This is a genomic window from Ruegeria sp. HKCCA5929 (assembly GCF_013034525.1).
Classification (GTDB): domain Bacteria; phylum Pseudomonadota; class Alphaproteobacteria; order Rhodobacterales; family Rhodobacteraceae; genus Ruegeria.
The window spans coordinates 169,509-194,972 of record NZ_WQGE01000002.1 but is presented as its reverse complement, the minus strand read 5'-3'; the positions used below and the strand labels follow the sequence as shown (position 1 = coordinate 194,972).

Below are 25,464 nucleotides of genomic sequence, written 5' to 3'. Positions count from 1 at the left end.
GCTTTTCTTCGGTATTCCCGTATATTGTCAAACTGTATCAAAAAAAACGAAAAGATGTCCTATCTCGACAATATCCGCACCTTTGTCAGGGTCTATGATCTGGGCAGCATGTCAGCCGCAGGGCGAGACCTGCGAATTTCTCCGGCAGTGACTTCTGCACGGATTTCTCAGCTTGAGGATCACTTAGGCGTACGCCTGTTTCAGCGCACGACCCGCAATCTGTCTCCGACCGAGCAAGGCAAAGCGTTTTATCCCGGTGCGGTAGCGGTTCTGGACGCGGTGGATGATGCCGAGGCTAAGGTGACCCATCTGACCGAAGCCCCACGTGGATCATTGTTTGCGGCGGCGCCTCTGGGGGTGGGTCGCCGTCTGCTGGCGCCGCATGTGCCTGATTTCTTGGCTGCGTACCCAGAAGTAGACGTGCGCTTGCGCCTGACGGACCGATCTGTCGATCTGACAACCGAAGGGCTGGATCTGGCGTTCTTCATTGGTCAACCCGAAGACAGCACCCTGCGCATCCGTAAGATCGCAGATTGTCAGCGCGTGCTTTGTGCCGCCCCCGACTATGTGTTGCGGCGCGGAATGCCAACAACCGGGGCTGATCTGGTCGCCGACAAGCACGAATGCCTGAACCTGCGCTTTCCGGGAGCGGCTGAGTTTCAATGGATGCTGGAAACCCCCGAGGGACCGAAACGTTTTGCGGTGTCGGGTCGGTTTGAATGTGATGACGGAGACGTGTTGACGGATTGGGCTTTGTCAGGGCAAGGGATTGCAATGAAACCCGTTTTTGAGGTCGCCGAACACCTCAAATCCGGGCGTCTTGTTCCGGTTGCAACCGCAACACCACCGGTTCCCGTGCAGATGGCCTGTCTCTACACGCACCGGCGACATCAAGACCCGAAGGCACGCCTGTTCATGGATTTCATGATCGAACGGATCGGAAAAATCGTCCGCAGTGCCGAGCTACCCGCTTAAGCCCCCCGGCTCTCAGTCAGCTTCCGCGATAGGTTGAATAGCCATAGGGCGAAAGCAGAAGCGGGACATGGTAATGCGCCTCTGCATCGGACATGCCGAACCGGATGGGTACCTGATCCAGAAACAAGGGATCGTCTCCGTCCTGACCTGTTGCACGCAGGTAATCGCCTGCAAAGAAAATCAGTTCGTAAGTGCCTGTTTTAAATGCGTCCTGCGGCAATATTGGGCTGTCGGTACGGCCATCCGCGTTGGTTTCCATCTCAACCAGTTTTCGATGAGAGTTCCCGGACACACTGTAAAGCGCGATTTTCAGCCCCTCTGCAGGGCAGCCACGTGCGGTATCCAGAACATGGGTTGTCAAATAGCCTGCCACCGGTCTCTCCTATCATGTGCCTTTTGATTTTTGACAGTCTGGCGCAAAGTTCGAAACAGTTGAAATGCCGAAAGAACCGGAAACAGCGTTCGGATTGATTTGATAATCAAAGGCTGTGTTCTGGGGTAAGTCTGTTGGAAACAGAAATAGAAATGGACCATACCATGCAGCCGCCGCGTTACCCCCGGGACATGATCGGATACGGAGCACACCCTCCGCAGGCGAAGTGGCCGGGCGGGGCCAAGTTGGCTGTGCAGATCGTGCTGAATTATGAGGAAGGCGGCGAAAACTGCGTGCTGCACGGCGATGACGCGTCCGAGGCGTTTTTGTCCGAGATCGTGGGAGCCGCGCAGTGGCCGGGTCAGCGGCACTGGAATATGGAGTCGATCTATGAATACGGCGCCCGCGCCGGTTTCTGGCGTTTGCATCGGCTGATGAAGGATATTCCGATCACGGTTTACGGCGTGGCCACATCTCTGGCGCGGTCGCCCGATCAGGTGGCGGCGATGAAATCCGCTGGTTGGGAAATTGCCAGCCACGGCCTCAAATGGGTCGAACACAAGGATATGGCCCCGGAAGAAGAACGTGCACAAATAGCCGAGGCCATACGTCTGCACACAGAAGTTGTCGGTGAACGCCCGCGCGGCTGGTACACGGGGCGCTGTTCCGAAAACACAGTGCGTCTGGTCGCGGAAGAGGGCGGGTTTGCCTATGTTGCAGACACCTATGCGGACGACCTTCCCTATTGGATGCAGACCGGAGGGCGGGATCAGTTGATCGTGCCTTACACGCTGGATTGCAACGACATGCGTTTTGCCACCCCGCAGGGGTTCAATTCGGGTGATCAGTTCTTCGCGTACCTGAAAGACAGTTTTGACGCACTGTACGCTGAGGGTGAGGCGGGCGTTCCCAAGATGCTCTCGATCGGTTTGCATTGCCGCCTGATTGGCCGACCGGGGCGTGTGATGGCGCTGAAACGGTTCTTGGACTATGCACGGGGATTTGCCGATGTCTGGTTCGCAACGCGATTGCAAATCGCGCAACATTGGGCAACCACCCATCCGCCGGTGCATCGCGTGCGTCCGTCACAGATGGACCGCACCGCGTTTGTCGAGGCATTTGGCGGTATTTTTGAGCATTCGGCCTGGATTGCTGAACGCGCCTTTGATCTGGAGCTGGGCCCGGCACATGACACTGCTGGTGGGCTGCACAACGCGTTGACGCGCATGTTCCGTTCGGCTTCAGAAGACGAGCGTTTGGGCGTTCTGACCGCACATCCGGATTTGGCGGGTAAGCTGGCGCAGGCCAAACGGCTGACACAGGAAAGCACGTCAGAGCAAGCCTCGGCCGGGTTGGACGCGCTGACCGATGCCGAGCGCGAGACGTTTACCGATCTGAACCAGCGCTACACGCAGACATTCGGGTTCCCTTTCATAATAGCGGTACGGGACCATAACAAAGCGTCGATCCTCGAAGCCTTTCAGCGACGTATTGAACAGGATCGCACGACGGAATTTGCCGAAGCCTGCCGTCAGGTTGAACGGATCGCCGAGTTCCGGTTGCGGGATGTATTGCCCGCATGACCCGGCAGATCGTGACAGAAGTAATCTCGGCAGACGCATTTGCCCCATTCGGCGATTTGATCGAGGCGTCTGGGCCGCCCGACAAGATCATCAACCAAGAGCAATGCGGGCGGTTTCATGACCGCGCGCAGTTGGATTTTTCTGATGGCCGTGCTGGGCTGAGCCTGTTCAATGCCAACCCCCGTTCGCTGCCCTTTACGCTTGAGATGGTCGAGCGCCATCCTGACGGCAGTCAGGCTTTCATTCCCATGACGCATCAGCCTTTTCTGGTGATCGTCGCGACCGACAATGCCGGGAAACCGGGCGTCCCGCGCGCGTTCATAACCAAGCCGGGCCAGATGGTGAATTACCACCGCGGTACGTGGCATGGCGTGCTGACACCTCTACATGGCCCAGGTCTGTTCGCGGTGGTGGACAGGATCGGTACCGGATCAAATCTGGAAGAACACTGGTTCGACACACCTTACGAGGTGGTGCCGAAACCCAATGAAGCCGCGGGATAAGCGGCAATACCCCCGTGAACTCTGACTGAGAGGACAGTGCCCATGGCCGAAACTTCAATTGGAACACCCGAACAACTTCGGGATCCGAATTTCACACCCGCGCTGCACAAGGCGATTCCACTGGGTATTCAGCACGTTCTGGCGATGTTTGTATCAAACGTGACACCTGCAATCATTGTCGCAGGTGCGGCTGGGTTTGGGTTTGGTTCGAACTCGCCCGATTTTCCAGAGCTTTTGTACTTGATCCAGATGTCGATGCTGTTCGCTGGCGTGGCTACGTTGTTGCAGACGGTCACTCTGGGTCCGGTTGGGGCTGCGTTGCCGATTGTTCAGGGGACAAGTTTCGCCTTTCTGCCAATTATGATCCCACTTGTGGCGGGTAAAGGGGTCGACGGGTTGGCAGCTTTGTTCGGGGGTGTGATCATCGGTGGTGTGTTCCATGCCTGTCTGGGGGCTGTCATCGGGAAGATACGTTTCGCTTTGCCACCACTTGTGACCGGTCTTGTAGTCACGATGATCGGTCTGGCGTTGGTCAAAGTTGGTATCCAGTACGCTGCCGGAGGGGTTCCGGCAATCGGTACGCCAGAATACGGGTCAATGCTGAACTGGTCAGCAGCGATGGTCGTTGTTGTTGTAACGCTTGCGTTGAAATTCTTCGCCAGGGGCATGCTTTCAGTTTCAGCTGTCCTGATTGGTCTGGCGGTTGGATACCTTTATGCCTTGATGGTCGGGATGGTGACCTTTGAAGCGATTGGTACAAGCTGGGGTCGCGCTTCGGCGTTTGCACTGCCTGTTCCGTTCAAATACGGGTTTGAATTCTCATTTGCCGCCGTGATCGGTTTCTGCCTCATGGCCTTTGTCTCGGCCATCGAAACCGTAGGCGACGTTTCGGGTGTGACCAAGGGTGGTGCAGGACGTGAGGCAACGGATGAAGAGATAGCCGGTGCGACCTATGCTGACGGTTTCGGTTCGGCACTGGCCGGTGTGTTTGGTGGCTTGCCCAACACATCCTTCAGTCAGAATGTCGGTTTGATCGCGATGACAGGCGTGATGAGCCGCCATGTCGTGACCATTGGTGCCTTGTTCCTGATCCTGTGCGGGTTGGTTCCCAAGGTCGGTGCAATCATCCGGACCATACCAATTGAGGTGTTGGGCGGGGGCGTCATCGTCATGTTCGGGATGGTCGTGGCTGCGGGTATTTCGATGCTGTCAGATGTAGACTGGAACAGACGCAACATGGTGATCTTTGCGATCTCGCTTTCCATCGGATTCGGGTTACAGCTTGAACCAGACGCGGTTCAGCACTTGCCGGACACGCTGGGTATCCTGATGAAAAGTGGACTTCTGCCAGCAGCAGTTATTGCGATCGTGCTCAACCTCATCTTGCCGGAAGAATTGACTGACGAAGCCACCGAAGAAGTATCGGGTGGAATGTCCGGGCATGGTGCAGGCAGCTTGCCTGGACATAAGTAACCTGTTCCCCGCCGGATCACGTGCCATCCGTCAGGGCCGCGATCCGGCTACTCCGTCGCCATAAGGCGGGCGACGTCCAGCATCCGGGCTGAAAAGCCCCATTCATTGTCGTACCAGCCGAAGATCCGAACCTGATTTTCCCCTACCATGCGGGTTTCCGGCCCGGCGATGACCAATGACTCTGGGCGGGCGCGCAAGTCAGACGAGACCAGCGGCATATCTGTCCAGCCAAGCACGAGCGAGGCAGAAACGGCCTCTTTCAGCGCTTGGTCAAAAGCACTTATGCTGAGGCCCCGCTCAAGTGTCACGATTAGGTCCACGGCGGAAACACTGGCCGTCGGCACGCGGACAGCCGCGCCTGAAATGCGTCCGGCCAGATGCGGCAGGACCACATCGATCAGATGCATGGCGCTTGACGTCGTGGGGACCATTGACAATGCACCGGCCCGCGAACGGGCAAGGTCGCCGCGCGGCGCGTCCACCATCGGTTGGCTATTGGTATAGCAGTGAATGGTGGTCATATGCCCAGAGGCGATGCCTGCGATGTCGTCGATCATCTTGACCAGCGGTGCCAGCCCGTTGGTAGTGCACGAGGCGTTGGACACGATCCTCGCGCTGCCCAGTTGATCCTCGTTGGCGCCCAGAACAATGGTCACATCCGCTGCAGGCGACGGGCCTGAAATAAGCATTTTACCCGCGCCCGCGGTCAGACCGCGACGCGCAACGTCAGAGCTGCGGGCAATGCCGGTGCAGTCCAGCATCACGTCAACACCCGACAAATCAACGCGGGTCAGATCGGCACTGTGGGTCATGGGAATCGTCCGCCCATCCACAATCAGCGCGGCATCCCCTTCGGACACATCGCCGGGGTAGGGGCCGAACGTGCTGTCGTATTTGAACAGGTAGGCGCAGGTTTCAAGCGGTGCGATGTCATTGATCAGCACCAGCTCGATATCCGACCCCTGCGGCAGGGCCAGAACCTGCCGCAGGATCGTACGGCCGATACGGCCGAATCCGTTAATCGCGAGTTTCATGCGCAAGCTATGGCAGGCCGTTCAGGCGACCTCAATGCCTTAACTGACGTACTGTCAGTTGCAGCTGACCTGTGAAAAGAACTGGCCCGAGATGTTCTGATACATGCTGGCCACAATGGGTTTGCACCCGGTTGCCTGCTGAATGGCGGCGATGGCCTGAAGGGTGCGCAGACGTGGTGGGGGGCCAAACGGGTTGAGATTGTTGTTGTCACGCGTGGCGCGGTACACAACCGGCGCGTCCGAGACTTGCGTCACTGCCCAAGTGCGGCTCATGACAAATACGGACTTGGTCTCTTCCTTGGCGAAAAGGGGCGAGGTAAAAAGGGTCGCAGACGCGGCGAGTGCGGCAATGGCCAGCAGGGCAGGGCGCAGTTTCATGGAACAATCTCCAATGCTTAAAATCAGAATTTGCTTGGATTTCAGCAAATTCCGGCGCGCGTGTGAAGCCCCGAAGCCAGAAATTCACAGCACACCCCCGCGAACCACATGATTACCTTAGGGCAAAGACAATGGCATGTGCCGATTGACGTCCTTATACAGCAGATACCGGAACCGCCCCGGACCACCTGCATAACAGGCTTGCGGGCAGAAGGCGCGCAGCCACATATAGTCGCCTGCTTCAACCTCAACCCAGTCCTGATTGAGGCGATAGACGGCTTTGCCTTCCAGTACGTAAAGCCCGTGCTCCATCACATGAGTCTCGGCAAACGGGATGACCCCGCCGGGTTCGAAATTGACGATGTTCACATGCATGTCATGGCGCAGGTCCTGAGGGTCGGCAAACCGCGTGGTGGACCAGCGGCCCTGTGTTCCCGGCATTTCCACCGGTGTCACGTCTCGCTCGTTGGTTATGATCGGATCGGGCAAAGGCAGCCCGGGCACCGCCTGATAGGCTTTGCGGACCCAATGGAACCGGGCGACTGCGTCACCCGTGTTGTGCAATGTCCAGTCGCTTCCCGGCGGAATATATGCATACCCCCCTGTTTCCAATACATGTTTTTCGGCATTCAGGGTTAAGGTGACAGCCCCCTCGACCACAAAAAGAACGGCCTGGGCCTGCGCTTCGGGTTCAGGCTGGTCGCTGCCACCGCCGGGTTGCACCTCCATGATGTATTGCGAGAAGGTTTCGGCGAAACCACTGAGCGGACGCGACAGAACCCACAGGCGTGTGCCTTCCCAGAAAGGCAGGGAGCTGGTGACGATGTCGCGCATCGTGCCTTTGGGAATGACTGCATAAGCGTCGGTGAACATGGCGCGGTCAGTCAACAGTTGGTCCTGACCGGGATGGCCCCCGGTCGGGGCAAAATAGGTTGGGTTGGTCATCATGAGCCTCGGGGTCGTTTGTACGGCACTATGAGCGCAAAGACCGGTCGCAGATAGGTTCACCGGCGCGATAGGTTTGTTCGGGATAATTTGAAGGTCGACGTCAGGGGCTTGGCCCTGCAGCGGCAGCGGTATATCCTTGGACACAAATGATTTCAGTTCTGTGAGGCCGCTATGAAAGCCCAGTTTTTGCCCGCAATCGCCGCTTGTGGTGTTCTTTTGATGACCGGTTTGGCAGACGCCAAGCCACTGTCGCGAATCATTGCAGAGATGGGCTTGTCGCCTGCGGATTTCGAAGTGGTCAACGCAACCGCGAACACCATGCTGACCAGTGGTACGCCTTCTGTGGGTCAGGAACGGGCCTGGAAAAACGACGACACCGGATCGAAGGGCACGATCCGGGTGCAAAATGTGCAGGGCAACTGCGTCAGCCTTCAGCACGTCGTTCAGCCGGAAGGCGGGGATCAGAGCCGCGAGATCAGAACCCGTCGGTGCAACGACGGCAATGGTAACTGGATTCTCACGCCCTGATCTTCAGTACGGGCCTCAATAGCCCTGAGCCCGATCCACCTCATGCAGCAAGGGCGCGCCAGAGTTGAGCCGTTTAAAGTTCTCGGCAACATCTGAAAGCGCGTCACCCAGATGCCAGCCCGAGACGTGCGGTGTGATCGTCACGCCGGGATGGGCCCATAACGGGCTGTCCTGTGGCAGTGGTTCCACTGATGTAACGTCCAGCACGGCATGACCCGGTGTGCCTTTATCCAACGCTTCGATCAGGGCGGTTTCATCAATCAGATCCCCGCGCCCGGCGTTCAGCAACTGGCTACCGGGTTTCATCGTGGCCAGTGTTTTTGCGTCGAACAAACCAACGGTCTGTGGTGTCGACGGCAAAATCGCACATACATGATCGCATTGCCCCAAAAGGTCAGGCAGGGTGTCTTGCCCATGCAGACAGGTCACACCTTCTATGGATTTGGTTGTGCGGCTCCAGCCCATGACCTGAAACCCGACGGCCCGCAGCATCAGGGCGGTACGCGCACCGATATGACCCAGACCCAGGACGCCAACGACGGTGTCTGGTGTAAAGATCGGCTCTCGCGGCGACCATTCCGACCGGGCTTGGGCGGCCTCATGGAACGCCATATGCCGTTGGTGGCGCAGGATGTATGCCACAAACCACTCGGCGATGCCCTGTGCAGGGGCATCCGGTTTCAAGCGCGCGATGCGGACATGGGCCGGAAGGTCTGGATGGCTGACAATGGTTTCTACGCCCGCCCCCAGCTTCTGAACCAGTTTCAGGTTGGGCAGTCGCGCGGGGTGGTCGCTTTGCATGCCGACCAGCGCCAGCATCGTGATGTCTTCCGGGTTCCCAAGCGTTTGGGGCGTGCGGATATCTGCATCTGGCGCTGCGGCCTTCAATTTGGCAGCAATTTCTTCATCGCCTATCCAATCGGACAACCCGGTTTCGATCAACAACGCCATGCGCGGCTCCTGCGTAGAATTTGGTGTGGTGACGTCCCGTCACTGTGGTGGACAGGCTCGGGGCAGTTAAGCCATCCTTGCAGCAAAAGTATAGCCCGGTTCCGACGCCTGAGGAGGATGCTTCCGTGAACATGTCATTTACCCTGCGCGAGGAAAACCGCGTTCTTCTGGAACGCGTTTCGGAAATGATCCGGGATGAGATCATGCCGCTTGAGGAAGAATACCACGCCGAAATCAACAAGGGCGACCGTTGGCAGTACACACAGCGCCAAGCCGAAATTCTTGAAGGGCTGAAGGCCAAGGCCAAGGCAGCGGGGCTGTGGAATTTCTGGCTGACCGACAGCGACAAGGGGTTTGGCCTGACCACCGTGGAATACGCCTATTTCGCCGAAGAAATGGGCAAGACCCCCCTAGGGGCCGAAGTGTTCAACTGCTCGGCCCCAGATACCGGCAACATGGAAGTTTTCGAACGCTACGGTTCCACGAAGATGAAGGAGCAATGGCTGAAGCCCTTGCTAGAAGGTGAAATCCGATCAGCTTATTTGATGACCGAGCCTGACGTGGCCTCGTCTGACGCAACCAATGTGTCGATGTCCTGTGTGCGGGATGGGGATGACTATGTCCTAAATGGTGAAAAATGGTGGTCTTCGGGCGCGGGCGACCCGCGATGCAAGGTTTATATCGTCATGGTCAAAACCGGCGGCGATGAACAACCCAAACACAAGCGTCAGTCGATGATTGTGGTGCCTGCGGATGCAGAAGGGATCGAAGTTCTGCGCCCCATGCAGGTCTATGGCCACGATGATGCACCTCACGGCCACATGCATATCCGGTTCACCAACGTTCGCGTTCCGGCCGAAAACATCCTGCTGGGCGAAGGGCGCGGGTTCGAGATTGCGCAAGGTCGCCTTGGGCCGGGCCGCATCCACCACTGTATGCGCGCCATCGGGCAGGCCGAAAGTGCGCTGGAGCAAATGTGCAAACGATCGCTACAACGCGAGGCTTTCGGCAAGAAACTTGCACAGCTTGGGGCCAATTACGACATCATTGCCGAATGCCGGATGGAGATCGAAATGGCCCGGCTGCTGTGCCTGAAAGCGGCGTGGTACATGGATCAGGGCGACGCGCGGGCAGCCGCTCCTTGGATTAGCCAGATCAAGGTCGTCGCACCACAAGTTGCGCTGAAGGTGATCGACGAAGCAGTGCAGATGTTCGGTGCGCAGGGCATCAGTCAGGACACACCGCTTGCGACGGCCTGGACCCATGTGCGGACCCTGCGATTGGCCGATGGGCCAGATGCGGTGCATCGCCGTCAGGTGGCGCGGGCCGAGCTAAAGAAATACACGCAGGAAAAGATCTGAGGGGGCCTATGGCAGCAGCGCTCGATTTCGCCGACAAGGCCTATTTTAGTCAACGAGAAGACGGGGCATTTGTCGGCAACGATCCCGCACGTGGCCCGTGGTCTGCTGATCACTGCCATGCGGGGCCTGTTAGTGGTCTGATCGTGCGGGCGGCGGAAACCGAAGTCGGCCCGGAAAAGATGCTGACCCGTCTGACCGTCGACCTGTTACGCCCTTTACCGCTGGCCGGTTTGCGGGTTGCGGCAGAAACAACGCGCCACACCAAGACGTTGGCGACCACGCGCGTTACGGTTCACGATTTGAACGACGCGCTATGTGCAACGGCCTCGACCATGCATCTGGTGCGTCGCGATCTTGGATCGGTTGCAAATGTCGAAAGCACCGCCCCTCGGATCGAGGATGCCGTCGACGGCCCGTTTCCAATTGGCGAGATTCGCCACGAGTTGCCCGGTTTTGCCCATTACAGCGATATTCGGTACCCGAAAGGCGGCAGGCAGGGGGCCGGACCCAAAACGGTTTGGATGCGGACACCGCAGCTTTTGCAGGGCGAGGCGCAATCGCCCATTCAGGCCCTGTGTCCACTGGCAGATTGCGGCAATGGCATCTCATGGAATGCGCCAACCTCGGAAATGGGATTCATGAATACCGACCTGACAGTGAACATCCATCGAGAGCCGGTTTCCGATTGGTTGGCCTCAGACTCTGTCTCGCATTGGCAGCCGTCAGGTATCGGGATGTCACAGTCGGTGTTGTATGACACGCAAGGTCCGGTTGGAACCGCATTGCAAACACTGGTTTTGTTCCCGCCCGGCTGACACTCGGCCGGTTTTTGCATCCTGACTGTAAAAGCCGTTGCCGCCGCCGATCGGCAGACCTATCTTGAAATCATGCGTTGGATGCTTGCCGCTATAACCTGTTGCCTGCCTGTCCCGGCCTTGGCTCACCCGCACGTCTTTATCGACACTGGGCTCGAGTTCATCGTGGATGAAAGTGGTCACTTGACCCATGTCCGAGTGACCTGGGCCTATGATGAGCTGTTTTCCTTACTGCAACTGGAAGACATGCGGCTGGATCAGGACGGTGATGGCGCGCTGACCGAAGGCGAAGAAGCGATCCTTACCGGGTTCGATGCGCAATGGATCGAAGGGTATAACGGTGATCTGGTTGTGACGGCCGGAGGAGTACAAGTTGACCTTTCGGGCCCGCTGTCGCCTCATGCCACAACCGAAGATGGCCGCATCGTCACAACGCATCTGCGCGCGGTCGAAGGGGGTTCAGTGCCCGCCAGCGCCTTGTCGGCGAAGGCGTTCGATGAGACCTATTACACAGCCTACGAAGTGACACGCCCTGTCATCGTCACAGGCCCCGCTACCTGCCAGATGGAACGTTTCGATCCGGATATTGACGGTCAATTGGCCCAGATGCAGGCGTTTCTGCTAACGCTGGATGCAGATTACGACCTTGAGGAAAACGACATTCCTCTGGTCGGAGAGAACTTTGCCACCGAGATTCGCATTTCATGTCCCGCTACCTGATTGTTCCGGTTGCCCTTGCCTGTGGACTGCTGCTCTGGTTCTGGGGCAGTGGCGGGTTTGACTCTCTTGCAGCCTGGGCAGCAGGCGAGCAACGCGAATTTCAGAACCAGATCGCCCGCTCGCTGCGTGCCGCACGCGCCGAGCAGCCGCAGGCCGTTGCCACGCTGCTGACCGTATGTTTTGCCTATGGCTTCTTTCATGCCATCGGCCCGGGTCACGGTAAGGTTCTGATCGGCGGGTACGGGCTGGGTCGGCGCGTGGCTTTCTGGCGGCTGTCAGCGATAAGTGTGCTTTCCAGTCTAGGGCAAGCCGTAACGGCCATCGTTCTGGTCTATGCCGGGGTATTGGTGTTTCAGATGTCCCGCCAAAGCCTTGTCGGCGCGACCGAGCAGGTCATGGCCCCCATAAGCTATGGCGCGATTGCTTTGATCGGGTTGTGGCTAGTGTTTCGTGCTTTGCGCAGTTTTGCGCGGCGGCAAAAAAGCCAACCGACGCATGATCATGCCCATGCTCACGATCACCACGCCGACGCGCACCAACATGATCACGACCATAATCATGACCACCATGACCATGCACATCACCATCACCGTGATGACGGTGTCTGCTCGGATTGTGGCCATCGGCATGGACCAACGGCGGAAGAGGTCGCAAATGTGGGCACTCTGCGCGAGGCTATGATCCTGATCGCTGGTATTGCCGCGCGGCCCTGTACGGGTGCTTTGTTCGTGCTGATCCTGACCTGGCAGATGGGCATTGCAATGGTTGGTGTCGCCGGGGCTTTTGCTATGGCGCTGGGCACGGCTACAGTCACAACGCTGGTCGGCTGGACCTCTTTCGGCCTGCGCGGAGGGTTGCTCGCTTCAACCTCGGCCACACGCTTTGCGTCCGTGCTGGCCCCAACCATCGAACTGGTCGCGGGGCTTGTCATTGCAGTGATTGCCGGTGGTCTGCTGTTGCGCGCGATTTAGTCAAACACCGGTTCAGGGTAACCGACCCGCGCCAGATACAGCCCCTGCGGCGGGCAGACCGGCCCACAGGCCGCACGGTCAGCAGCGTTCAATGCGTCGCGGACATCCTCAGGCGTCCAAGCACCGGCGCCGACACGTTCCAAGGTGCCCACGAAACTGCGGACCTGGTTGTGCAGGAAGGAACGCGCACGCACGTGGAAATGGATCTCGGGGCCGGAAAAACCCGGAACCTGCTCGATCCACAGCTCATCCAGAGTTTTTACAGGGCTCGCCGCTTGACAGATTGAAGACCGGAACGTGGTGAAATCATGCCGTCCCAGCAACATGTTTGCCCCGTCCTGCATCGCATCAACATCCAACTGATGGTTGATCTGCCAAACCTGCCCCCGGTCATGCGTTGCCGGGGCGCGGCGCATCAGGATGCGGAACAGATATTGCCGTTCAACCGCTGAAAAGCGTGCATGCCAATCCTCATCGACCCGAGCGGCCTTCACAATCGCCACAGGCTGCGGTTTGAGGTGATAGTTCAGTGCCTCGGACAGGCGAAACGGGTCCCAGTCCTTCGCCATATCGCAATGGGCAACCTGACCAAGCGCGTGAACCCCGGCATCGGTGCGACCTGCGGCGGCGATTGTATGCGCACCCGGCTGGATGCGCGACAGAGCCTCTTCAATGGCCCCCTGAATGGACGGCTGATCCTTTTGCCGCTGCCATCCGGCAAACGGTTCCCCTTGGTATTCGACTTTTAACGCATATCTGGGCATGCGCCGCTGGTAACGCGCGGGGCCGAAACGGGCAAGGGGGCGAAAGCGCTGGTATGTGCCGCACCCTCTACCTATCTTGGGTAAAACGATAATTGCGGGGCGACAGTTTGGTCATCTCATCACTGGCAGACAGTCTTGTGCGTGGCGTCGAAACCATCGGCGATACCGTGTCCGAGACGTTTTTCGAGCCGGTCATCCGTCTGGGTGTCACCGGACTGGCGCGATCGGGCAAGACGGTTTTCATCACCTCGCTGGTGGCCAACCTGTTGGACCGGGGCCGCATGACCGGCCTGACCGCTCAGCAGGAGGGACGGATCAACGCCGCTTATCTGCAACCACAGCCGGACGATACGGTGCCCCGGTTCGACTATGAAACCCACCTGTCCGCTCTGACCGGCCCCACGCCGCATTGGCCCGACAGCACCCGCGCTGTGTCCGAACTGCGTTTGTCGTTCAAGGCGCGCCCCGCAGGGTTACTTGCCGGGTTGCAGGGGGCGCGAACAGTGCATTTGGACATCGTGGACTACCCCGGTGAGTGGCTGCTGGATCTGGCTTTGTTGGACAAATCTTACGAAGATTGGTCGCAAGAGACACTGACGCGCATCGAGACCCGTGCCGAGGCAGCCGAGTATCTGGCGCTGGTCAAGGCCACAGACCCGTCTGGTGCGCATGACGAGCCGACGGCGCAAGCTCTGGCGGCGGCGTTCACGGCTTATCTCAATCAGGCGCGTGAAGCTGGTTTTTATGACTGCACCCCGGGGCGTTTCTTGTTGCCGGGTGATCTGGCGGGCTCACCGGTGCTGACCTTTGCGCCTTTGGTTCTGTCCGGACCATCACGCCGTAAAACTCTTCAGCGTGAGATGGAGCGGCGATTTGAGGCTTATAAGTCTCAAGTGGTGAAACCCTTTTTTCGCGACCACTTTTCGCGCATCGACCGGCAGGTGGTTTTGGTCGACGCGCTGGGCGCGATCCACAAAGGCCCGCAGGCGGTTGAGGATATGCGCCGCGCGATGGCCGATATCCTGTCGGCTTTTCGTCCGGGCAGGAACGCGTGGCTCAGCCAGTTGCTGTTGGGCAAGCGGGTCGAACGCGTCCTTTTTGCGGCGACTAAAGCCGACCATTTGCACCACACACAACATCCCCGCATGACGGCGATCATCGAAGCGTTGACACGCGAGGCACGAGACCGCGCGAATTTCGCGGGGGCGCAGACGGCAGCTCTGTCGTTGGCTTCGCTGCGTGCTACGACCGAAGAAATGCGCAGGCACAACGGGGTGGAGTTGCCCTGCGTGAGGGGCACCTTGTTGGACAGCGGGAAACAGGCTGCGTTCTATCCCGGCGAATTGCCTGAAGACCCAGCGCATCTTTTGGGTCCGGCGCGAAATGGGGCGGACAGTTGGTTGGATGAGGATTATGGGTTCATGGCATTTGCCCCTGCGCATCTGACCCTGAAACCCGGCGATGGGCCGCCGCATATCCGTCTGGATCGCGCAGCCCAGTTCCTGATCGGAGACAGGTTGTGACCGTTATCTTGCGTCCTGCACGTACCACAGATGCCGGTACCATCGGAACAATCCTGCACGGTTTCACCTTGGAAAACGACTGGGTGCCAAAACTGCACAGTTGCGCTGAAACCATCGCCTTTTGCGGTAAAATGATCGATCAGGATTGGGTGACTGTTGCGGAAAGTGACGTGGGCGTGGTCGGGTTTCTGGCGCTCAACGGTACCGAAATCCACTCGCTTTATCTGGATGCACATGAACGAGGGCGAGGGATCGGGCGGCAACTGCTGGACCACGCGAAATCTCGCCAAACCCGGCTTAGCTTGTATGCGTTTCAGGCCAACACAGGCGCTTGTAAATTTTACGAGCGCAACGGCTTTGCCGAAGCAGCGCGCAGCAATGGCGCGGAAAATGACGAAAACCTGCCGGACATTAGGTTTGTCTGGCGCAGCAAAGGTATGACCCATGGCTAAAGGCCCGGTTCTGATCGATCTTGAAGCGGATGAGCCCGCCGCTGATGTTGCGCAGGCCCCTCCGGTGCCAGATGTGGCGCAGCCTCAAGGGCAAGCGATGCAGAGCGCTGCGAGGCTTGCCGCCCGAAAACCATCCGCCTTGGCGCGTTGGTTTTGGGGGCTGGCCTTGGCCGTCATCGGCGCGGCAATCTCTGTTGCAGCTTGGGATTTTGCAACTTCACTAGTGGCGCGGACGCCAGTTCTGGGGTGGGTCGTAGTTGGCCTGCTGTCGGCATTGGTGCTGGTTGGATTGATCATTGCAATCCGCGAATTGGCGGCTTTGGGGCGATTGTCGCGGGTCGACGGAATGCGCCGCGCGGCGGATACGGCCTTGGCGGATGCCGATCTGGCACAGGCCCGTGTTGTCACCAATCGTCTGATCACCTTTTACAAAGGCCGGGAAGAGACCCGCTGGGGCCGCGACCGACTGGCAGAGCGTATGGGGGATCAATTTGATGCCTCGGCTTTGCTGAGCCTTGCCGAAGATGAGCTGCTGGCTCCGCTAGACGAGGCGGCTAGCCGAGAAGTTGAGGCTGCGGCCCGGCAGGTCGCAACCGTGACCGCCTTAGTCCCTTTGGCTTTGGCAGATGTTGTGACAGCGCTGGCCGCATCGCTTCGGATGATCCGCCGGGTCGCGGAAATCTACGGCGGTCGGGCCGGTACCCTCGGCAGTTGGCGCCTGACACGTGCCGTGTTTGTTCATCTCGTGGCCACAGGCGCGGTCGCCGTCGGCGACGATCTGCTGGAGCCTGTACTGGGCGGATCCGTCCTCAGCAAACTGTCCCGCCGGTTCGGAGAGGGGTTGGTCAACGGGGCGCTAAGCGCGCGTGTGGGCGTAGCCGCGATGGAGGTTTGCCGCCCGCTGCCATTCTCAGAACGGCACAAACCGTCAACGCGCGGCATCATCAAACGCGCCTTGCAGGGCCTGTTTTCCAAGGGTTGATCCAAAGCAAAGCGTCATAGCCCACCCTTCGTCACACTAGGAGTGTCGGAGGAGCCAGCCATGACGGATCACGGTCACAGCCCGCAGGAAATCGCCGAACGGATCAATGCACCGCCTGGTCGTGGAGTGTTGCGCGATGTTGTCTATGGCGGCATCGACGGGTCTGTTACCACTTTTGCCATCGTGGCAGGGGTCGCAGGGGCAGGGCTTTCCCCGTTTGTGATCGTTGCGTTGGGTTTGGCGAATGTGCTGGCTGACGGGTTTTCCATGGCTGCGGGCAATTACTCGGGCACCAAGGCGGAACTGGACAACATTCGGCGCATCCGCGCGGTCGAGGAACGCCACATAGCCTTGTACCCCGATGGTGAGCGGGAAGAAGTGCGCGAGATCCTTGCGCAAAAGGGGTTGTCGGGCGACGTTTTGACCGAAGCCACGGCCGAGATTACCTCGAGCCACGAAAACTGGATCAACCTGATGATCGAAGGAGAGTATGGGTTGGGCAGTGTTGACCCGCATCCGTTGAAGGCGGCGCTGGCCACATTCTTTGCCTTCCTGGTGGCAGGGATGATCCCCTTGCTGCCCTTTCTGGCTTCGGTTCCGAACGCATTTGCGATGTCCGCCTGGATGACCATGGGCGTCTTTTTTGCGATAGGAGCGCTTAAAAGTCGTTGGTCTCTGTCCCCATGGTGGCGGTCAGGGATAGAGACGCTGTTGATCGGAGGGCTGGCTGCGCTGATCGCGTATCTGGTCGGGTCTCTGTTCCATCCTTAATTGTCGCAGCGCGGCTGTGGCGGCTGGCCAATATGCAGCACTTGGGTAGAGTGGCCAAAAACGGGTGCGAAAACCGATGCCACGTCTCTCTTTATCTGAACAACACGTATTGGTTCTGGGCGCTTACGGCTTCATTGGCGCGGCAGTCACGCGTACGTTGCAAGCCGAAGGTGCCTCGGTTCAAGGCGCGGTACGCGACCTTGCGCAAGGGGCACGGATTTTACCGGGTGTTCCGCTCAAGCAGGCTGACATGCGCGATCTTCTTCACACGCAAGATTGGCTGGGTCTGTTAGAAAACGTCGATGTCGTCGTGAATTGCGCCGGTGCTTTACAGGACAATGCCAAAGACGATCTGGAAACCGTGCACCACACAGCGATCGCGGCCCTGGCCAACGCTTGCGCGGATCAGAAGATCAGTATTGTCCAGATTTCCGCCATCGGTGCGGAACCTGCAGCAAGCACGCATTTCCTGCGCACCAAAGCGGCCGGAGATCAGGCTCTGCGTGCGTCGGGCGTTCCGCTTTGGGTGCTGAAGCCCGGGCTTGTTATCGGACAGACGGATTTTGGCGGCACAGCACTGCTACGCATGTTGGCCGCTGTGCCTTGGGTTCAACCCTTGGCCTATCCCAATACGCCAGTGCAGTGCGTGGGGATGCCTGACCTTTGCGCCACGGTCGTCGATGCCATTGCGGGGGATTTGCCGCAAGGCACGTATGACCTTGTCGAGGACAGCCCGCACAGCCTGTCGGACGTGGTGCGCGGAACCCGGCAATGGCTAGGGTTTCCTGCGGCGCGTTTCTCAGTAAGTTTACCGCCGGTTATGACCAAAGCCGTTGCAGCGTTAGCCGATGGTTTGGCCTGGTTTGGCTGGCGATCACCTCTACGCAGCACGGCGATGACGGTCATGGCGGACGGCGTGATCGGAGATCCCGCGCCTTACAGGGCTGCCTCGGGGCGCGGGTTTTCACCTTTGCCCGACATCTACGCATCGCTTCCCTGTGCCCGGGAACACCGCCTTACTGCACGAATGACGCTGTTGATGCCGATGGTTGTTGCAACGCTCAGCCTGTTTTGGGTTCTGTCGGGCCTGTTCGGGTTGTCGGGCCTGTCCAAAGCCTCGGGCGTACTGACAGGAGCTGGTTGGTCAGCGCCTGCAGCCATGGTCGCCGTTGTTTTCTGGTCTCTGGTCGACGTCGTGCTGGGGTTGGCCATCTTGTGGCGTAAATGGGCTGTGCGGGCCTGTTTGGCTCAGTTTGGCGTGGCCGGAATCTACATGACTGCCGCCACAATCACGTCACCGGAATTGTGGACCGACCCGTTGGGCCCACTGGTGAAAATCCTGCCCGCGATGGTCTTATCCCTTGTCGCGTTGCCCATGTTGGCAAGTCGATGACGGACCCTGATCTGATCCTGCGCTGGTTGCACGTCATTGGCGCCTGTGTCCTGCTGGGGACCGGAGCAGGGATTGCCTTTTTCATGCTCATGGCACATCGCAGCAATGATCCGAAAATCGTCGCGCACACGGCGGGTGTCGTCGCGCTGGCCGACCTTTTGTTCACGACAACAGCAGTCATCCTGCAACCCATTACTGGCACTCTGTTGGCTTGGCGTATTGGGTGGTCGTTAAGCGAAGGATGGATTGCATTGTCCCTGGTGCTTTACGTGCTGACCGGTCTTTTCTGGTTGCCGGTGGTTTGGGTGCAACTTCGAATGCGGGATTATGCCAGAACAGCGGCAGAGCAGGGGTCGTCTTTGCCGCAAGACTTTTACCGTTTGTTTCGGTTTTGGTTCGCGTGTGGCGTGCCTGCCTTTCTTGCGGTGTTGGTCATCCTGTGGTTGATGATCGCGCGCCCGGCGATTTCTGTGTTTTAGGAAGGTCTGCAGCTTTCCTGACTGTTATTGGCCATCGCCCCAAGATAGCCTTGCCGCAAGACTTAGATCGGAGATTGCTTTGGAATCGCTACTTGTTCTTGTCGGCCTGATTGTTCTGGCAATCCCGGTCACGCTGGTCGTGCTGATGGTTGGACAAACCCGGTTGCGCCGCCGCGTGGCAGAGCTAGAGGCGCGGATTTCGACCCTCTCGGCAGGTGACAAGGTGGGCTCTGAAACCCACGAGGTAAAGGAGCCTGACCCACAGACAGACGTTGCAAAAGAAGCGCGCAGACCCGCCCCATGGGCCGCGCCGAAACGACAGGAAGAAGATACTCCTGTTGAGGCGGACGTGCCTTCTCCTGCCGTCGTATTCAATTCTGACCGGTTTACCGCGCTGGGCGCATGGATGCGCGAAAACTGGTTTTATGTGGTCTCAGCCTTGTCGCTGGCGTTGGCCGGGATTTTCCTTGTGCAATACGGCGTTGAAAACGGATTGCTGCCTCCGGCGGCCCGCGTATTCGCAGCACTTGGATTCGGGTCACTTCTGATCGTGGCGGGTGAAGTTCTGCGCCGGAAGTTCGGCGATGATGAGGATGCGTCCACTGCCTATTTGCCTTCCGTCTTTTCCGGGGCCGGGCTTGTTACCCTTTTCGGGGCAATTCTGGCCGCGCGCCAATTGTACAACCTGATTAGTGCCGAAGCGGCGCTGGCAGGGATGGTTGCCGTCGCTTTGGTTGGTCTTGTACTGGGTTGGTTTCATGGCCCCTTGTTGGCGGCGGTCGGATTGGTCGGAGCATTCGCGGCCCCCTTCATGGTCGGTGGTTCGTCCGAGGATCCTTCGTGGCTTTATGCCTATTTCCTGCTGGTTGCCGTTTTGGGGCTTGGTATCGACACGGTTCGGCGTTGGGCGTGGGTGTCTGTTCTGACCGTGTTTGGGGTCTATTCGGCGAACCTGCTGCTGGTGGCAGGCGCGCCGAACACAGAACCGAGTTATCTGGTCGCTGCTTTGATACTGGCGCTTTTGGTGATGGCTATTCCCGCGCGTCGCATATGGCCGGATCACGCGGGCCCCATGATCTCTCAAATGATCCGTCATCCAAAGTCCCGCCCTTGGCCTGACTTTCCAACCCGGCTGGCGGCAGGGGCCGTTGCAGTCAGTTCAGCGATCTTGTCCTGGCATTGGGCGGATTCGGCGGCAGAGTTCTGGTTGGGTGTCACCTTGTTGACCGTCCTTGTGCTGGCCCTGTTGCTTTGGGCCAAGGATGCGCCCGCACTTCAGGATTTGACCGTCCTGCCGGCGGTTGGGCTTGTATTCTATGTCTTGTCGCATGGGCTTGATCAGGGCGCGGTTCTTCGTGACTTTGCTGTCACCTATGCGGAAACGGTTGAGGCCGACTATCCAATGGTCGTCACGGTGTTAGTCGCGTTGGGAGCTTTGATCTCAATCCTGATGGCGTGGCGGTCTGCACAGGCAAGCCAGTTTCGCGCGATCTGGGCCGGAGGGGCCGCTCTGTTTGCCCCGGCAATGGCGATCGGGCTGGAGGTCGGCTGGCATCCGGCTTCTGTAATTGGCGCATACCCGTGGGCTTTGCACGCTGTGGCGCTGGCCGTCCTGATGGTGGTTCTTGCGGAACGTTTTGCCCGTGTCGACGGAGAGGATCGGATGCGTGCTGCGCTGGCCACTTTGTCTGCGCTGTCTTGTCTGGTCTTTGCCTGCGTCATCGTGCTCAGCGCGGCGGCACTGACGGTGGCGCTGGTGGCAAGCGTCGCGGCGGCGGCGGCTCTGGATCGCAGGTTCACTTTACCCCCGATGAGCTGGTTCATCTGGGCCGGTGTATTCACCGTCACCGTTCGACTGGTGCTTGATCCGGGGCTGGATTGGGCAAATTCGGCTCCGGTGCCCGAGATGACATTGGTATACGGTTCGGCCACGATTGGCTTTGTCGTCGGCTGGTGGATGTTGCGCCCCTTGCAGCGCCCTGTGGCGTCCTTGTTGCTGGAGAGTGCAGCCTCGGCGACAGGTGGCATTCTGCTGTCCTTGCTGCTGCTGCGCTGGCTGGAAGGGTTTGGTGAGGGCGGTGCCGACAACAGCCATTGGGGGCTGGGTCTGCTGGCTGTCATCTGGCTGCTGCTGGCTTTTGCTCAGGTTCAAAGATTTGGTCTGGGCGGCAAGCTGAACTATGCGCGTTATGTGTTGGCCGCGTTCTTTGCGGCGCACGGTCTGTTCCATCTGATGCTTGTCGTGACCGAGCAAAACCCGCTGCTAAACCCAAACGCCGATCCTGTGCTCGGCCTACCGGTTCTCAACACGCTTGCAATTGCGTATCTGCTGCCCGCGCTGGTTATCGCCGGGTCCGCTTGGCGGATCAAGGACATGCCCAAGCAGATCACGATGACAAGCTATGTCGTGGCAGGGGGGCTTGCGGCGATGTGGCTAGGCCTGACAATCCGCCATGTCTGGCAGGGCTCTGCGGGCATGTTCGAAGGCAACGGCGTTACACAGCCCGAGCTTTACACCTATACGCTGGTTCTACTGCTGATCGGAGCCGCGCTGTTCTATCAATCTCTGGCCCGTGGATCGGATCTGATGCGGAAGGCGGGGCTTGTGGTGATCGGTCTGGCTGTGGCCAAGGTCTTTCTGATCGATATTGCGGGTCTCGGCGGTCTGATCCGCGTCTTCTCGCTGCTTGCGCTTGGCCTTGCGCTGGCTGGTCTGGCATGGCTGAACCGCTGGGCCAAACTGCGCCATTCGCCGCATGGGGCAGAACCTCTGGACCATTAGGCGCGGGCGTCTTATAAGCCCGCCATGCATGACCGTTTGGCCATCATTATTCGAATTATATCCCCGGCGCTCTGACCCTCTGAGACGCCGGGCAAAGGTGTTTGAGAACTCGCACCGACCGCTTCGATCCTAGTACGACCAGATCATCCAAAGGACGCCCCCAATGTGCGCCGACACGATCCAGACACCTGATTACAAAGACACGCTGAACCTGCCCAAAACCGACTTCCCCATGCGCGCTGGCCTGCCCAAGCGCGAACCCGCATGGCTGGAGCGCTGGGAAACCATCGGCGTCTATGACCGCCTGCGCGAGAAACAAGGCCGCACACCCTTTACCCTGCACGATGGCCCACCTTATGCGAACGGTCACCTGCATATCGGCCACGCGCTGAATAAGACCATCAAGGACATGATCGTGCGCAGCCATCAGATGATGGGTTTCGACGCGCGTTACGTGCCCGGCTGGGATTGCCACGGCCTGCCCATCGAATGGAAGATCGAAGAGCAGTACCGCAAGAAGGGCAAGAACAAGGACGAGGTGAACATCGTCGATTTCCGTCAGGAATGCCGCAAGTTCGCCGAGGGTTGGATCGATATCCAGCGGGAAGAGTTCAAGCGCCTGGGCATCACCGGCAACTGGCCTGATCCCTACATCACCATGGACTATCACGCCGAGGCTGTGATCGCGGATGAGTTCATGAAGTTCCTGATGAACGGCACGCTTTATCAGGGCTCGAAACCCGTGATGTGGTCACCCATCGAAAAAACCGCTCTGGCCGAGGCCGAGGTCGAGTATCACGACAAGGAAAGCTTCACCATTTGGGTGAAGTTCAAGGTTGTGAAGGATGCTCACGTTGAAAAAACGCTCGGAGAAGCCACGAAGAAGGCGGTGAATGACTTAGGTGGCGCCTATGTCGTGATCTGGACGACCACGCCTTGGACCATGCCATCGAACAAGGCAGTCGTTTACGGCAAAGACATCTCATACGGCCTGTACGAAGTCACCGGCGCGCCCGAGGAATGCTGGGCTGCAGTAGGCGACAAGTTCCTGCTGGCCGACAATCTGGCCGCTGACGTTTTGGGCCGCGCGCGACTGAACGACGACCAGTGGACCCGCGTTCGTGACGTGACCGCAGATGAGCTGGAAGGCGTTCAACTGACCCACCCGCTGGCCGGCGCCGAGGGTGGCAATGGCGAATGGGACGACATCCGCGATTTCCGCGCTGCTGAGTTCGTGACCGACTCCGAAGGGACCGGCTTCGTTCACTGCGCGCCGTCGCACGGGATGGAGGAATTCGAGCTGTATCGTGACTTGGGTATGTTGGAACAAGTCATCACCTACAACGTGATGGACGATGGCTCTTTCCGCGGTGACCTGCCGTTCTTTGGTGGCAAATACATCCTGTCTCGAAAGGGCGGCGAGGGTGACGCGAACAAAGCCGTCATTGACAAGCTGGTCGAGGTCGGCGGGCTGTTGGCGCGTGGCAAGATCAAGCACAGCTATCCGCATTCGTGGCGCTCGAAGGCTCCGATCATCTACCGCAACACGCCGCAGTGGTTTGCATCCGTTGACCGCAAGCTGGACGATGGCATGGGCGAGATGGGCGACACCATCCGCGAGCGTGCGCTGCGGTCCATCGACGAATTGGTCAAATGGACGCCGCAGACCGGACGCAACCGCCTGTATTCCATGATCGAAGCGCGCCCGGACTGGGTTCTGTCCCGTCAGCGCGCCTGGGGCGTGCCGCTGACCTGCTTTACCAAGAAGGGGGCCTTGCCCACCGACGCGGATTACCTGCTGCGCAACGAAGACCTCAACGCGCGCATCAAGGCTGCGTTCGAGAAGGATGGCGCTGACGTCTGGTATACTGACGGTTTCAAGGAAAAGATCCTCGACGGCATCGCCAACCCGGACGACTACGATCAGGTGTTTGACGTGCTGGACGTATGGTTCGACTCGGGTTCGACCCACGCCTTCGTTCTGCGTGACCGCGAGGATGGCACCGAGGACGGCATCGCCGATGTCTACATGGAAGGCACGGATCAGCACCGCGGCTGGTTCCATTCGTCGATGTTGCAAGCTTGCGGCACCAAGGGCCGCGCGCCTTATCGGAATGTTGTCACCCACGGATTCACGCTGGACGCCAAAGGCAACAAGATGTCCAAGTCTTTGGGCAACACCATCGTGCCGGAAGAGGTCGTCAAGCAATACGGTGCCGATATCCTGCGTTTGTGGGTGGCGCAGACTGACTATACCGCCGACCAGCGGATCGGGCCTGAGATCCTGAAAGGCACGGCCGACAGCTATCGTCGCCTGCGCAATACCATGCGGTTCATGCTGGGCTCATTGGCCGACTTCACCGAAGCGGATCAGGTCGAGCCCGAGGATATGCCGCGTCTGGAACGCTGGGTCCTCAGTCGTCTGGCCGAACTGGATGAGCAGGTGCGTAAGGGCTACGCGTCCTTCGACTTTCAGGGTGTGTTCAGCGCCGTCTTTACGTTTGCCACAGTTGATCTGTCGTCTTTCTACTTCGACGTCCGCAAAGATGCGCTGTACTGCGATGGCGACAGCCTGCGCCGTCGTGCGTCGCGCACTGTTCTGGACATTCTGTTCCATCGCCTGACCACATGGCTGGCTCCGGTTCTGGTGTTCACCATGGAAGAGGTGTGGCTGGAACGCTTCCCGAGCGATGACAGCTCGGTCCATCTGGTGGATTTCCCAGACACACCTGTCGACTGGCGCAATGATGAGTTGGAAGCCAGCATGGCCAAAGTGCGCCGCGTCCGCCGCGCCGTGACCGCCGCGCTCGAGGTTCAACGTCAGGACAAAGTGATTGGTTCCAGCCTTGAGGCTGCGCCGATCGTGCATGTCGAGGACGAGGAAACCCGCGATCTTCTGGCGACGTTCGATGTAGATGACATGTGCATCACCTCGGGTTTGACCGTCTCGGGCGATCCGGCCCCGGCCGAGGCGTTCCGCGTCCCAGAGATTGAAGGCGTGGGTGTTGTCTTCGAAAAAGCCGAAGGCGAAAAATGTCAGCGGTGCTGGAAAATCCTGCCCGACGTGGGCCGCCACACGCATCCGGGTGTATGCAGCCGCTGTAACGACGCGCTTAGTTAACACTTACCCCCAGCCCATCGGCTGGGGGTTTTTCTTTCCCTGCTTGCAACAGCTTTGGTGATCTGAAACGCTGCGCCTATGCCGATGATTGCCGTAGAAACCCAATTTGGATGTCTGGGTGTCGAAGAAACAGACGGTGCACTCACGCGCCTGGTCTGGGATGGCCGCGATGTGGGAGAGCCGACAGATCTGTTGCGTGAAGCCGCCGCGCAATTGAAAGCGTATGACGCCGGGCAACTGGACCGGTTTGACCTTCCTTACCGCGTCGCAGGGTCTGACTTTCAGCGACAGGTCTGCGATCTGATGTATGCGATTCCTCTGGGCGAAACGCGTACTTACGGAGATATCGCCAAAGAGCTTGGGCAGCCCGCGCAACCCGTAGGGCAGGCTTGCGGTGCAAACCCCATTCCGGTGATCATTCCCTGCCACAGGGTGCTCTCAGCAAATGGTCTTGGTGGCTTTTCCGGCGCCGGCGGGGTCGAGACCAAAGTGGCCCTGTTGCGCCATGAGAGGGCCGCCGGGCTTTTGATCTGACCTGTGAAATTCGGTTGCAATCCGTCTGCGGCGGGCACACCATATATGTG

The 25,464-nt window shown here is 58.9% G+C and carries 24 protein-coding genes; 18 read left to right on the top strand and 6 right to left on the bottom strand.

Annotation, left to right across the window (positions count from 1 at the left end; genetic code table 11):
- Positions 1–54: 54 nt before the first annotated feature.
- The gene (locus GOV90_RS05730) at positions 55–975 is read left to right on the top strand and encodes a LysR family transcriptional regulator (protein WP_171094282.1); all 921 of its coding nucleotides are present in this window, start codon (positions 55–57) and stop codon (positions 973–975) included.
- A 16-nt stretch (positions 976–991) separates the two neighbouring features.
- Here GOV90_RS05730 and uraH read toward each other — a convergent pair whose 3' ends face one another.
- Positions 992–1,348: a hydroxyisourate hydrolase gene (uraH, locus tag GOV90_RS05725; protein WP_171094280.1), complete on the bottom strand. Its 357-nt coding sequence runs from the start codon at positions 1,346–1,348 to the stop codon at positions 992–994.
- Between the two features lie 164 nt (positions 1,349–1,512).
- On the opposite strand from uraH, the gene puuE reads away from it, so the two are divergent.
- The 3 genes from puuE to GOV90_RS05710 are packed head-to-tail and all read left to right on the top strand — an operon-like array spanning position 1,513 to position 4,907.
- Positions 1,513–2,931: an allantoinase PuuE gene (gene puuE, locus GOV90_RS05720; RefSeq protein ID WP_171094278.1), complete on the top strand. Its 1,419-nt coding sequence runs from the start codon at positions 1,513–1,515 to the stop codon at positions 2,929–2,931.
- Positions 2,928–3,434 (top strand): ureidoglycolate lyase, encoded by a 507-nt coding sequence (locus GOV90_RS05715; RefSeq protein ID WP_171094276.1) that lies wholly within the window; start codon positions 2,928–2,930, stop codon positions 3,432–3,434. Before puuE ends, GOV90_RS05715 begins: the two co-directional genes overlap by 4 nt.
- A gap of 42 nt (positions 3,435–3,476) precedes the next feature.
- Positions 3,477–4,907 carry a uracil-xanthine permease family protein gene (locus GOV90_RS05710; protein ID WP_171094274.1) on the top strand — a complete coding sequence of 477 codons (1,431 nt, stop codon included), beginning with the start codon at positions 3,477–3,479 and terminating at the stop codon, positions 4,905–4,907.
- A gap of 47 nt (positions 4,908–4,954) precedes the next feature.
- Here the strand turns inward: GOV90_RS05710 and GOV90_RS05705 are convergent, their stop codons facing one another.
- The 3 genes from GOV90_RS05705 to GOV90_RS05695 form a co-directional block, all read right to left on the bottom strand.
- Positions 4,955–5,941: a type I glyceraldehyde-3-phosphate dehydrogenase gene (locus GOV90_RS05705; protein WP_171094272.1), complete on the bottom strand. Its 987-nt coding sequence runs from the start codon at positions 5,939–5,941 to the stop codon at positions 4,955–4,957.
- 54 nt (positions 5,942–5,995) lie between these two features.
- The gene (locus GOV90_RS05700; RefSeq protein WP_171094270.1) at positions 5,996–6,319 is read right to left on the bottom strand and encodes a hypothetical protein; all 324 of its coding nucleotides are present in this window, start codon (positions 6,317–6,319) and stop codon (positions 5,996–5,998) included.
- 117 nt (positions 6,320–6,436) lie between these two features.
- Positions 6,437–7,264 (bottom strand): bifunctional allantoicase/(S)-ureidoglycine aminohydrolase, encoded by an 828-nt coding sequence (locus GOV90_RS05695; RefSeq protein ID WP_171094268.1) that lies wholly within the window; start codon positions 7,262–7,264, stop codon positions 6,437–6,439.
- Positions 7,265–7,438: 174 nt separating this feature from the next.
- Here GOV90_RS05695 and GOV90_RS05690 point away from each other — a divergent pair, with 174 nt between their 5' ends.
- Positions 7,439–7,795, top strand: coding sequence for a hypothetical protein (locus tag GOV90_RS05690; RefSeq protein WP_171094266.1), 357 nt, complete (start codon positions 7,439–7,441; stop codon positions 7,793–7,795).
- A 15-nt stretch (positions 7,796–7,810) separates the two neighbouring features.
- Here GOV90_RS05690 and GOV90_RS05685 read toward each other — a convergent pair whose 3' ends face one another.
- Positions 7,811–8,746, bottom strand: coding sequence for a glyoxylate/hydroxypyruvate reductase A (locus GOV90_RS05685; protein WP_171094264.1), 936 nt, complete (start codon positions 8,744–8,746; stop codon positions 7,811–7,813).
- Between the two features lie 131 nt (positions 8,747–8,877).
- On the opposite strand from GOV90_RS05685, the gene GOV90_RS05680 reads away from it, so the two are divergent.
- The 4 genes from GOV90_RS05680 (at position 8,878) to GOV90_RS05665 (ending at position 12,613) form a co-directional block, all read left to right on the top strand.
- Positions 8,878–10,107, top strand: coding sequence for an acyl-CoA dehydrogenase family protein (locus GOV90_RS05680; RefSeq protein ID WP_174825490.1), 1,230 nt, complete (start codon positions 8,878–8,880; stop codon positions 10,105–10,107).
- Between the two features lie 8 nt (positions 10,108–10,115).
- On the top strand, positions 10,116–10,922 hold the full coding sequence (locus GOV90_RS05675) for a thioesterase family protein (RefSeq protein ID WP_171094260.1): 807 nt from the start codon (positions 10,116–10,118) through the stop codon (positions 10,920–10,922).
- A 72-nt stretch (positions 10,923–10,994) separates the two neighbouring features.
- A complete protein-coding gene (locus GOV90_RS05670) occupies positions 10,995–11,642 on the top strand; it encodes a DUF1007 family protein (RefSeq protein WP_171094258.1) in 648 nt (215 codons plus the stop codon).
- Complete coding sequence (locus GOV90_RS05665) at positions 11,627–12,613, top strand: nickel/cobalt transporter (RefSeq protein WP_171094256.1); 987 nt, start codon at positions 11,627–11,629, stop codon at positions 12,611–12,613. The genes GOV90_RS05670 and GOV90_RS05665 overlap by 16 nt, the downstream gene beginning before the upstream one ends.
- On the opposite strand, the gene truA is transcribed toward GOV90_RS05665, so the two are convergent.
- A complete protein-coding gene (truA, locus tag GOV90_RS05660; RefSeq protein WP_171094254.1) occupies positions 12,610–13,377 on the bottom strand; it encodes a tRNA pseudouridine(38-40) synthase TruA in 768 nt (255 codons plus the stop codon). The genes GOV90_RS05665 and truA overlap by 4 nt on opposite strands.
- Positions 13,378–13,484: 107 nt before the next feature.
- Between truA and GOV90_RS05655 the strand changes: the two genes are divergently transcribed.
- The 9 genes from GOV90_RS05655 to GOV90_RS05615 all read left to right on the top strand — a co-directional run bounded on the left by GOV90_RS05655 (position 13,485) and on the right by GOV90_RS05615 (position 25,414).
- On the top strand, positions 13,485–14,900 hold the full coding sequence (locus tag GOV90_RS05655; protein WP_171172825.1) for a YcjX family protein: 1,416 nt from the start codon (positions 13,485–13,487) through the stop codon (positions 14,898–14,900).
- Positions 14,897–15,352 (top strand): GNAT family N-acetyltransferase, encoded by a 456-nt coding sequence (locus GOV90_RS05650; RefSeq protein WP_171172824.1) that lies wholly within the window; start codon positions 14,897–14,899, stop codon positions 15,350–15,352. The genes GOV90_RS05655 and GOV90_RS05650 overlap by 4 nt, the downstream gene beginning before the upstream one ends.
- Positions 15,345–16,334, top strand: a complete 990-nt coding sequence (locus GOV90_RS05645; RefSeq protein ID WP_171094248.1) for a YcjF family protein — start codon at positions 15,345–15,347, stop codon at positions 16,332–16,334. Before GOV90_RS05650 ends, GOV90_RS05645 begins: the two co-directional genes overlap by 8 nt.
- 60 nt (positions 16,335–16,394) lie before the next feature.
- Positions 16,395–17,105 carry a VIT1/CCC1 transporter family protein gene (locus GOV90_RS05640; RefSeq protein ID WP_171094246.1) on the top strand — a complete coding sequence of 237 codons (711 nt, stop codon included), beginning with the start codon at positions 16,395–16,397 and terminating at the stop codon, positions 17,103–17,105.
- A gap of 76 nt (positions 17,106–17,181) precedes the next feature.
- On the top strand, positions 17,182–18,498 hold the full coding sequence (locus tag GOV90_RS05635; protein WP_171094244.1) for an SDR family oxidoreductase: 1,317 nt from the start codon (positions 17,182–17,184) through the stop codon (positions 18,496–18,498).
- Complete coding sequence (locus GOV90_RS05630; RefSeq protein WP_171094242.1) at positions 18,495–18,977, top strand: DUF2269 domain-containing protein; 483 nt, start codon at positions 18,495–18,497, stop codon at positions 18,975–18,977. Before GOV90_RS05635 ends, GOV90_RS05630 begins: the two co-directional genes overlap by 4 nt.
- A 79-nt stretch (positions 18,978–19,056) precedes the next feature.
- A complete protein-coding gene (locus GOV90_RS05625; protein WP_171094240.1) occupies positions 19,057–21,759 on the top strand; it encodes a DUF2339 domain-containing protein in 2,703 nt (900 codons plus the stop codon).
- A gap of 163 nt (positions 21,760–21,922) precedes the next feature.
- Positions 21,923–24,880: an isoleucine--tRNA ligase gene (gene ileS, locus GOV90_RS05620; protein WP_171094238.1), complete on the top strand. Its 2,958-nt coding sequence runs from the start codon at positions 21,923–21,925 to the stop codon at positions 24,878–24,880.
- 78 nt (positions 24,881–24,958) lie between these two features.
- The gene (locus GOV90_RS05615) at positions 24,959–25,414 is read left to right on the top strand and encodes a methylated-DNA--[protein]-cysteine S-methyltransferase (protein WP_171094236.1); all 456 of its coding nucleotides are present in this window, start codon (positions 24,959–24,961) and stop codon (positions 25,412–25,414) included.
- The last annotated feature ends 50 nt before the right edge of the window (positions 25,415–25,464 follow it).

Bases quoted from the DNA above. Each gene is read 5' to 3' on its own strand.
- GOV90_RS05675 (WP_171094260.1), top strand. From the start codon at position 10,116: ATGGCAGCAGCGCTCGATTTCGCCGACAAGGCCTATTTTAGTCAACGA.
- GOV90_RS05615 (WP_171094236.1), top strand. From the start codon at position 24,959: ATGCCGATGATTGCCGTAGAAACCCAATTTGGATGTCTGGGTGTCGAA.
- GOV90_RS05645 (WP_171094248.1), top strand. From the start codon at position 15,345: ATGGCTAAAGGCCCGGTTCTGATCGATCTTGAAGCGGATGAGCCCGCC.
- GOV90_RS05730 (WP_171094282.1), top strand. From the start codon at position 55: ATGTCCTATCTCGACAATATCCGCACCTTTGTCAGGGTCTATGATCTG.
- GOV90_RS05665 (WP_171094256.1), top strand. From the start codon at position 11,627: ATGTCCCGCTACCTGATTGTTCCGGTTGCCCTTGCCTGTGGACTGCTG.
- GOV90_RS05680 (WP_174825490.1), top strand. From the start codon at position 8,878: ATGTCATTTACCCTGCGCGAGGAAAACCGCGTTCTTCTGGAACGCGTT.
- ileS (WP_171094238.1), top strand. From the start codon at position 21,923: ATGTGCGCCGACACGATCCAGACACCTGATTACAAAGACACGCTGAAC.
- GOV90_RS05640 (WP_171094246.1), top strand. From the start codon at position 16,395: ATGACGGATCACGGTCACAGCCCGCAGGAAATCGCCGAACGGATCAAT.
- GOV90_RS05685 (WP_171094264.1), bottom strand. From the start codon at position 8,746: ATGGCGTTGTTGATCGAAACCGGGTTGTCCGATTGGATAGGCGATGAA.
- GOV90_RS05630 (WP_171094242.1), top strand. From the start codon at position 18,495: ATGACGGACCCTGATCTGATCCTGCGCTGGTTGCACGTCATTGGCGCC.
- GOV90_RS05705 (WP_171094272.1), bottom strand. From the start codon at position 5,941: ATGAAACTCGCGATTAACGGATTCGGCCGTATCGGCCGTACGATCCTG.
- GOV90_RS05715 (WP_171094276.1), top strand. From the start codon at position 2,928: ATGACCCGGCAGATCGTGACAGAAGTAATCTCGGCAGACGCATTTGCC.
- GOV90_RS05710 (WP_171094274.1), top strand. From the start codon at position 3,477: ATGGCCGAAACTTCAATTGGAACACCCGAACAACTTCGGGATCCGAAT.
- truA (WP_171094254.1), bottom strand. From the start codon at position 13,377: ATGCCCAGATATGCGTTAAAAGTCGAATACCAAGGGGAACCGTTTGCC.
- GOV90_RS05635 (WP_171094244.1), top strand. From the start codon at position 17,182: ATGCCACGTCTCTCTTTATCTGAACAACACGTATTGGTTCTGGGCGCT.
- GOV90_RS05700 (WP_171094270.1), bottom strand. From the start codon at position 6,319: ATGAAACTGCGCCCTGCCCTGCTGGCCATTGCCGCACTCGCCGCGTCT.
- GOV90_RS05695 (WP_171094268.1), bottom strand. From the start codon at position 7,264: ATGACCAACCCAACCTATTTTGCCCCGACCGGGGGCCATCCCGGTCAG.
- puuE (WP_171094278.1), top strand. From the start codon at position 1,513: ATGCAGCCGCCGCGTTACCCCCGGGACATGATCGGATACGGAGCACAC.
- GOV90_RS05670 (WP_171094258.1), top strand. From the start codon at position 10,995: ATGCGTTGGATGCTTGCCGCTATAACCTGTTGCCTGCCTGTCCCGGCC.
- GOV90_RS05690 (WP_171094266.1), top strand. From the start codon at position 7,439: ATGAAAGCCCAGTTTTTGCCCGCAATCGCCGCTTGTGGTGTTCTTTTG.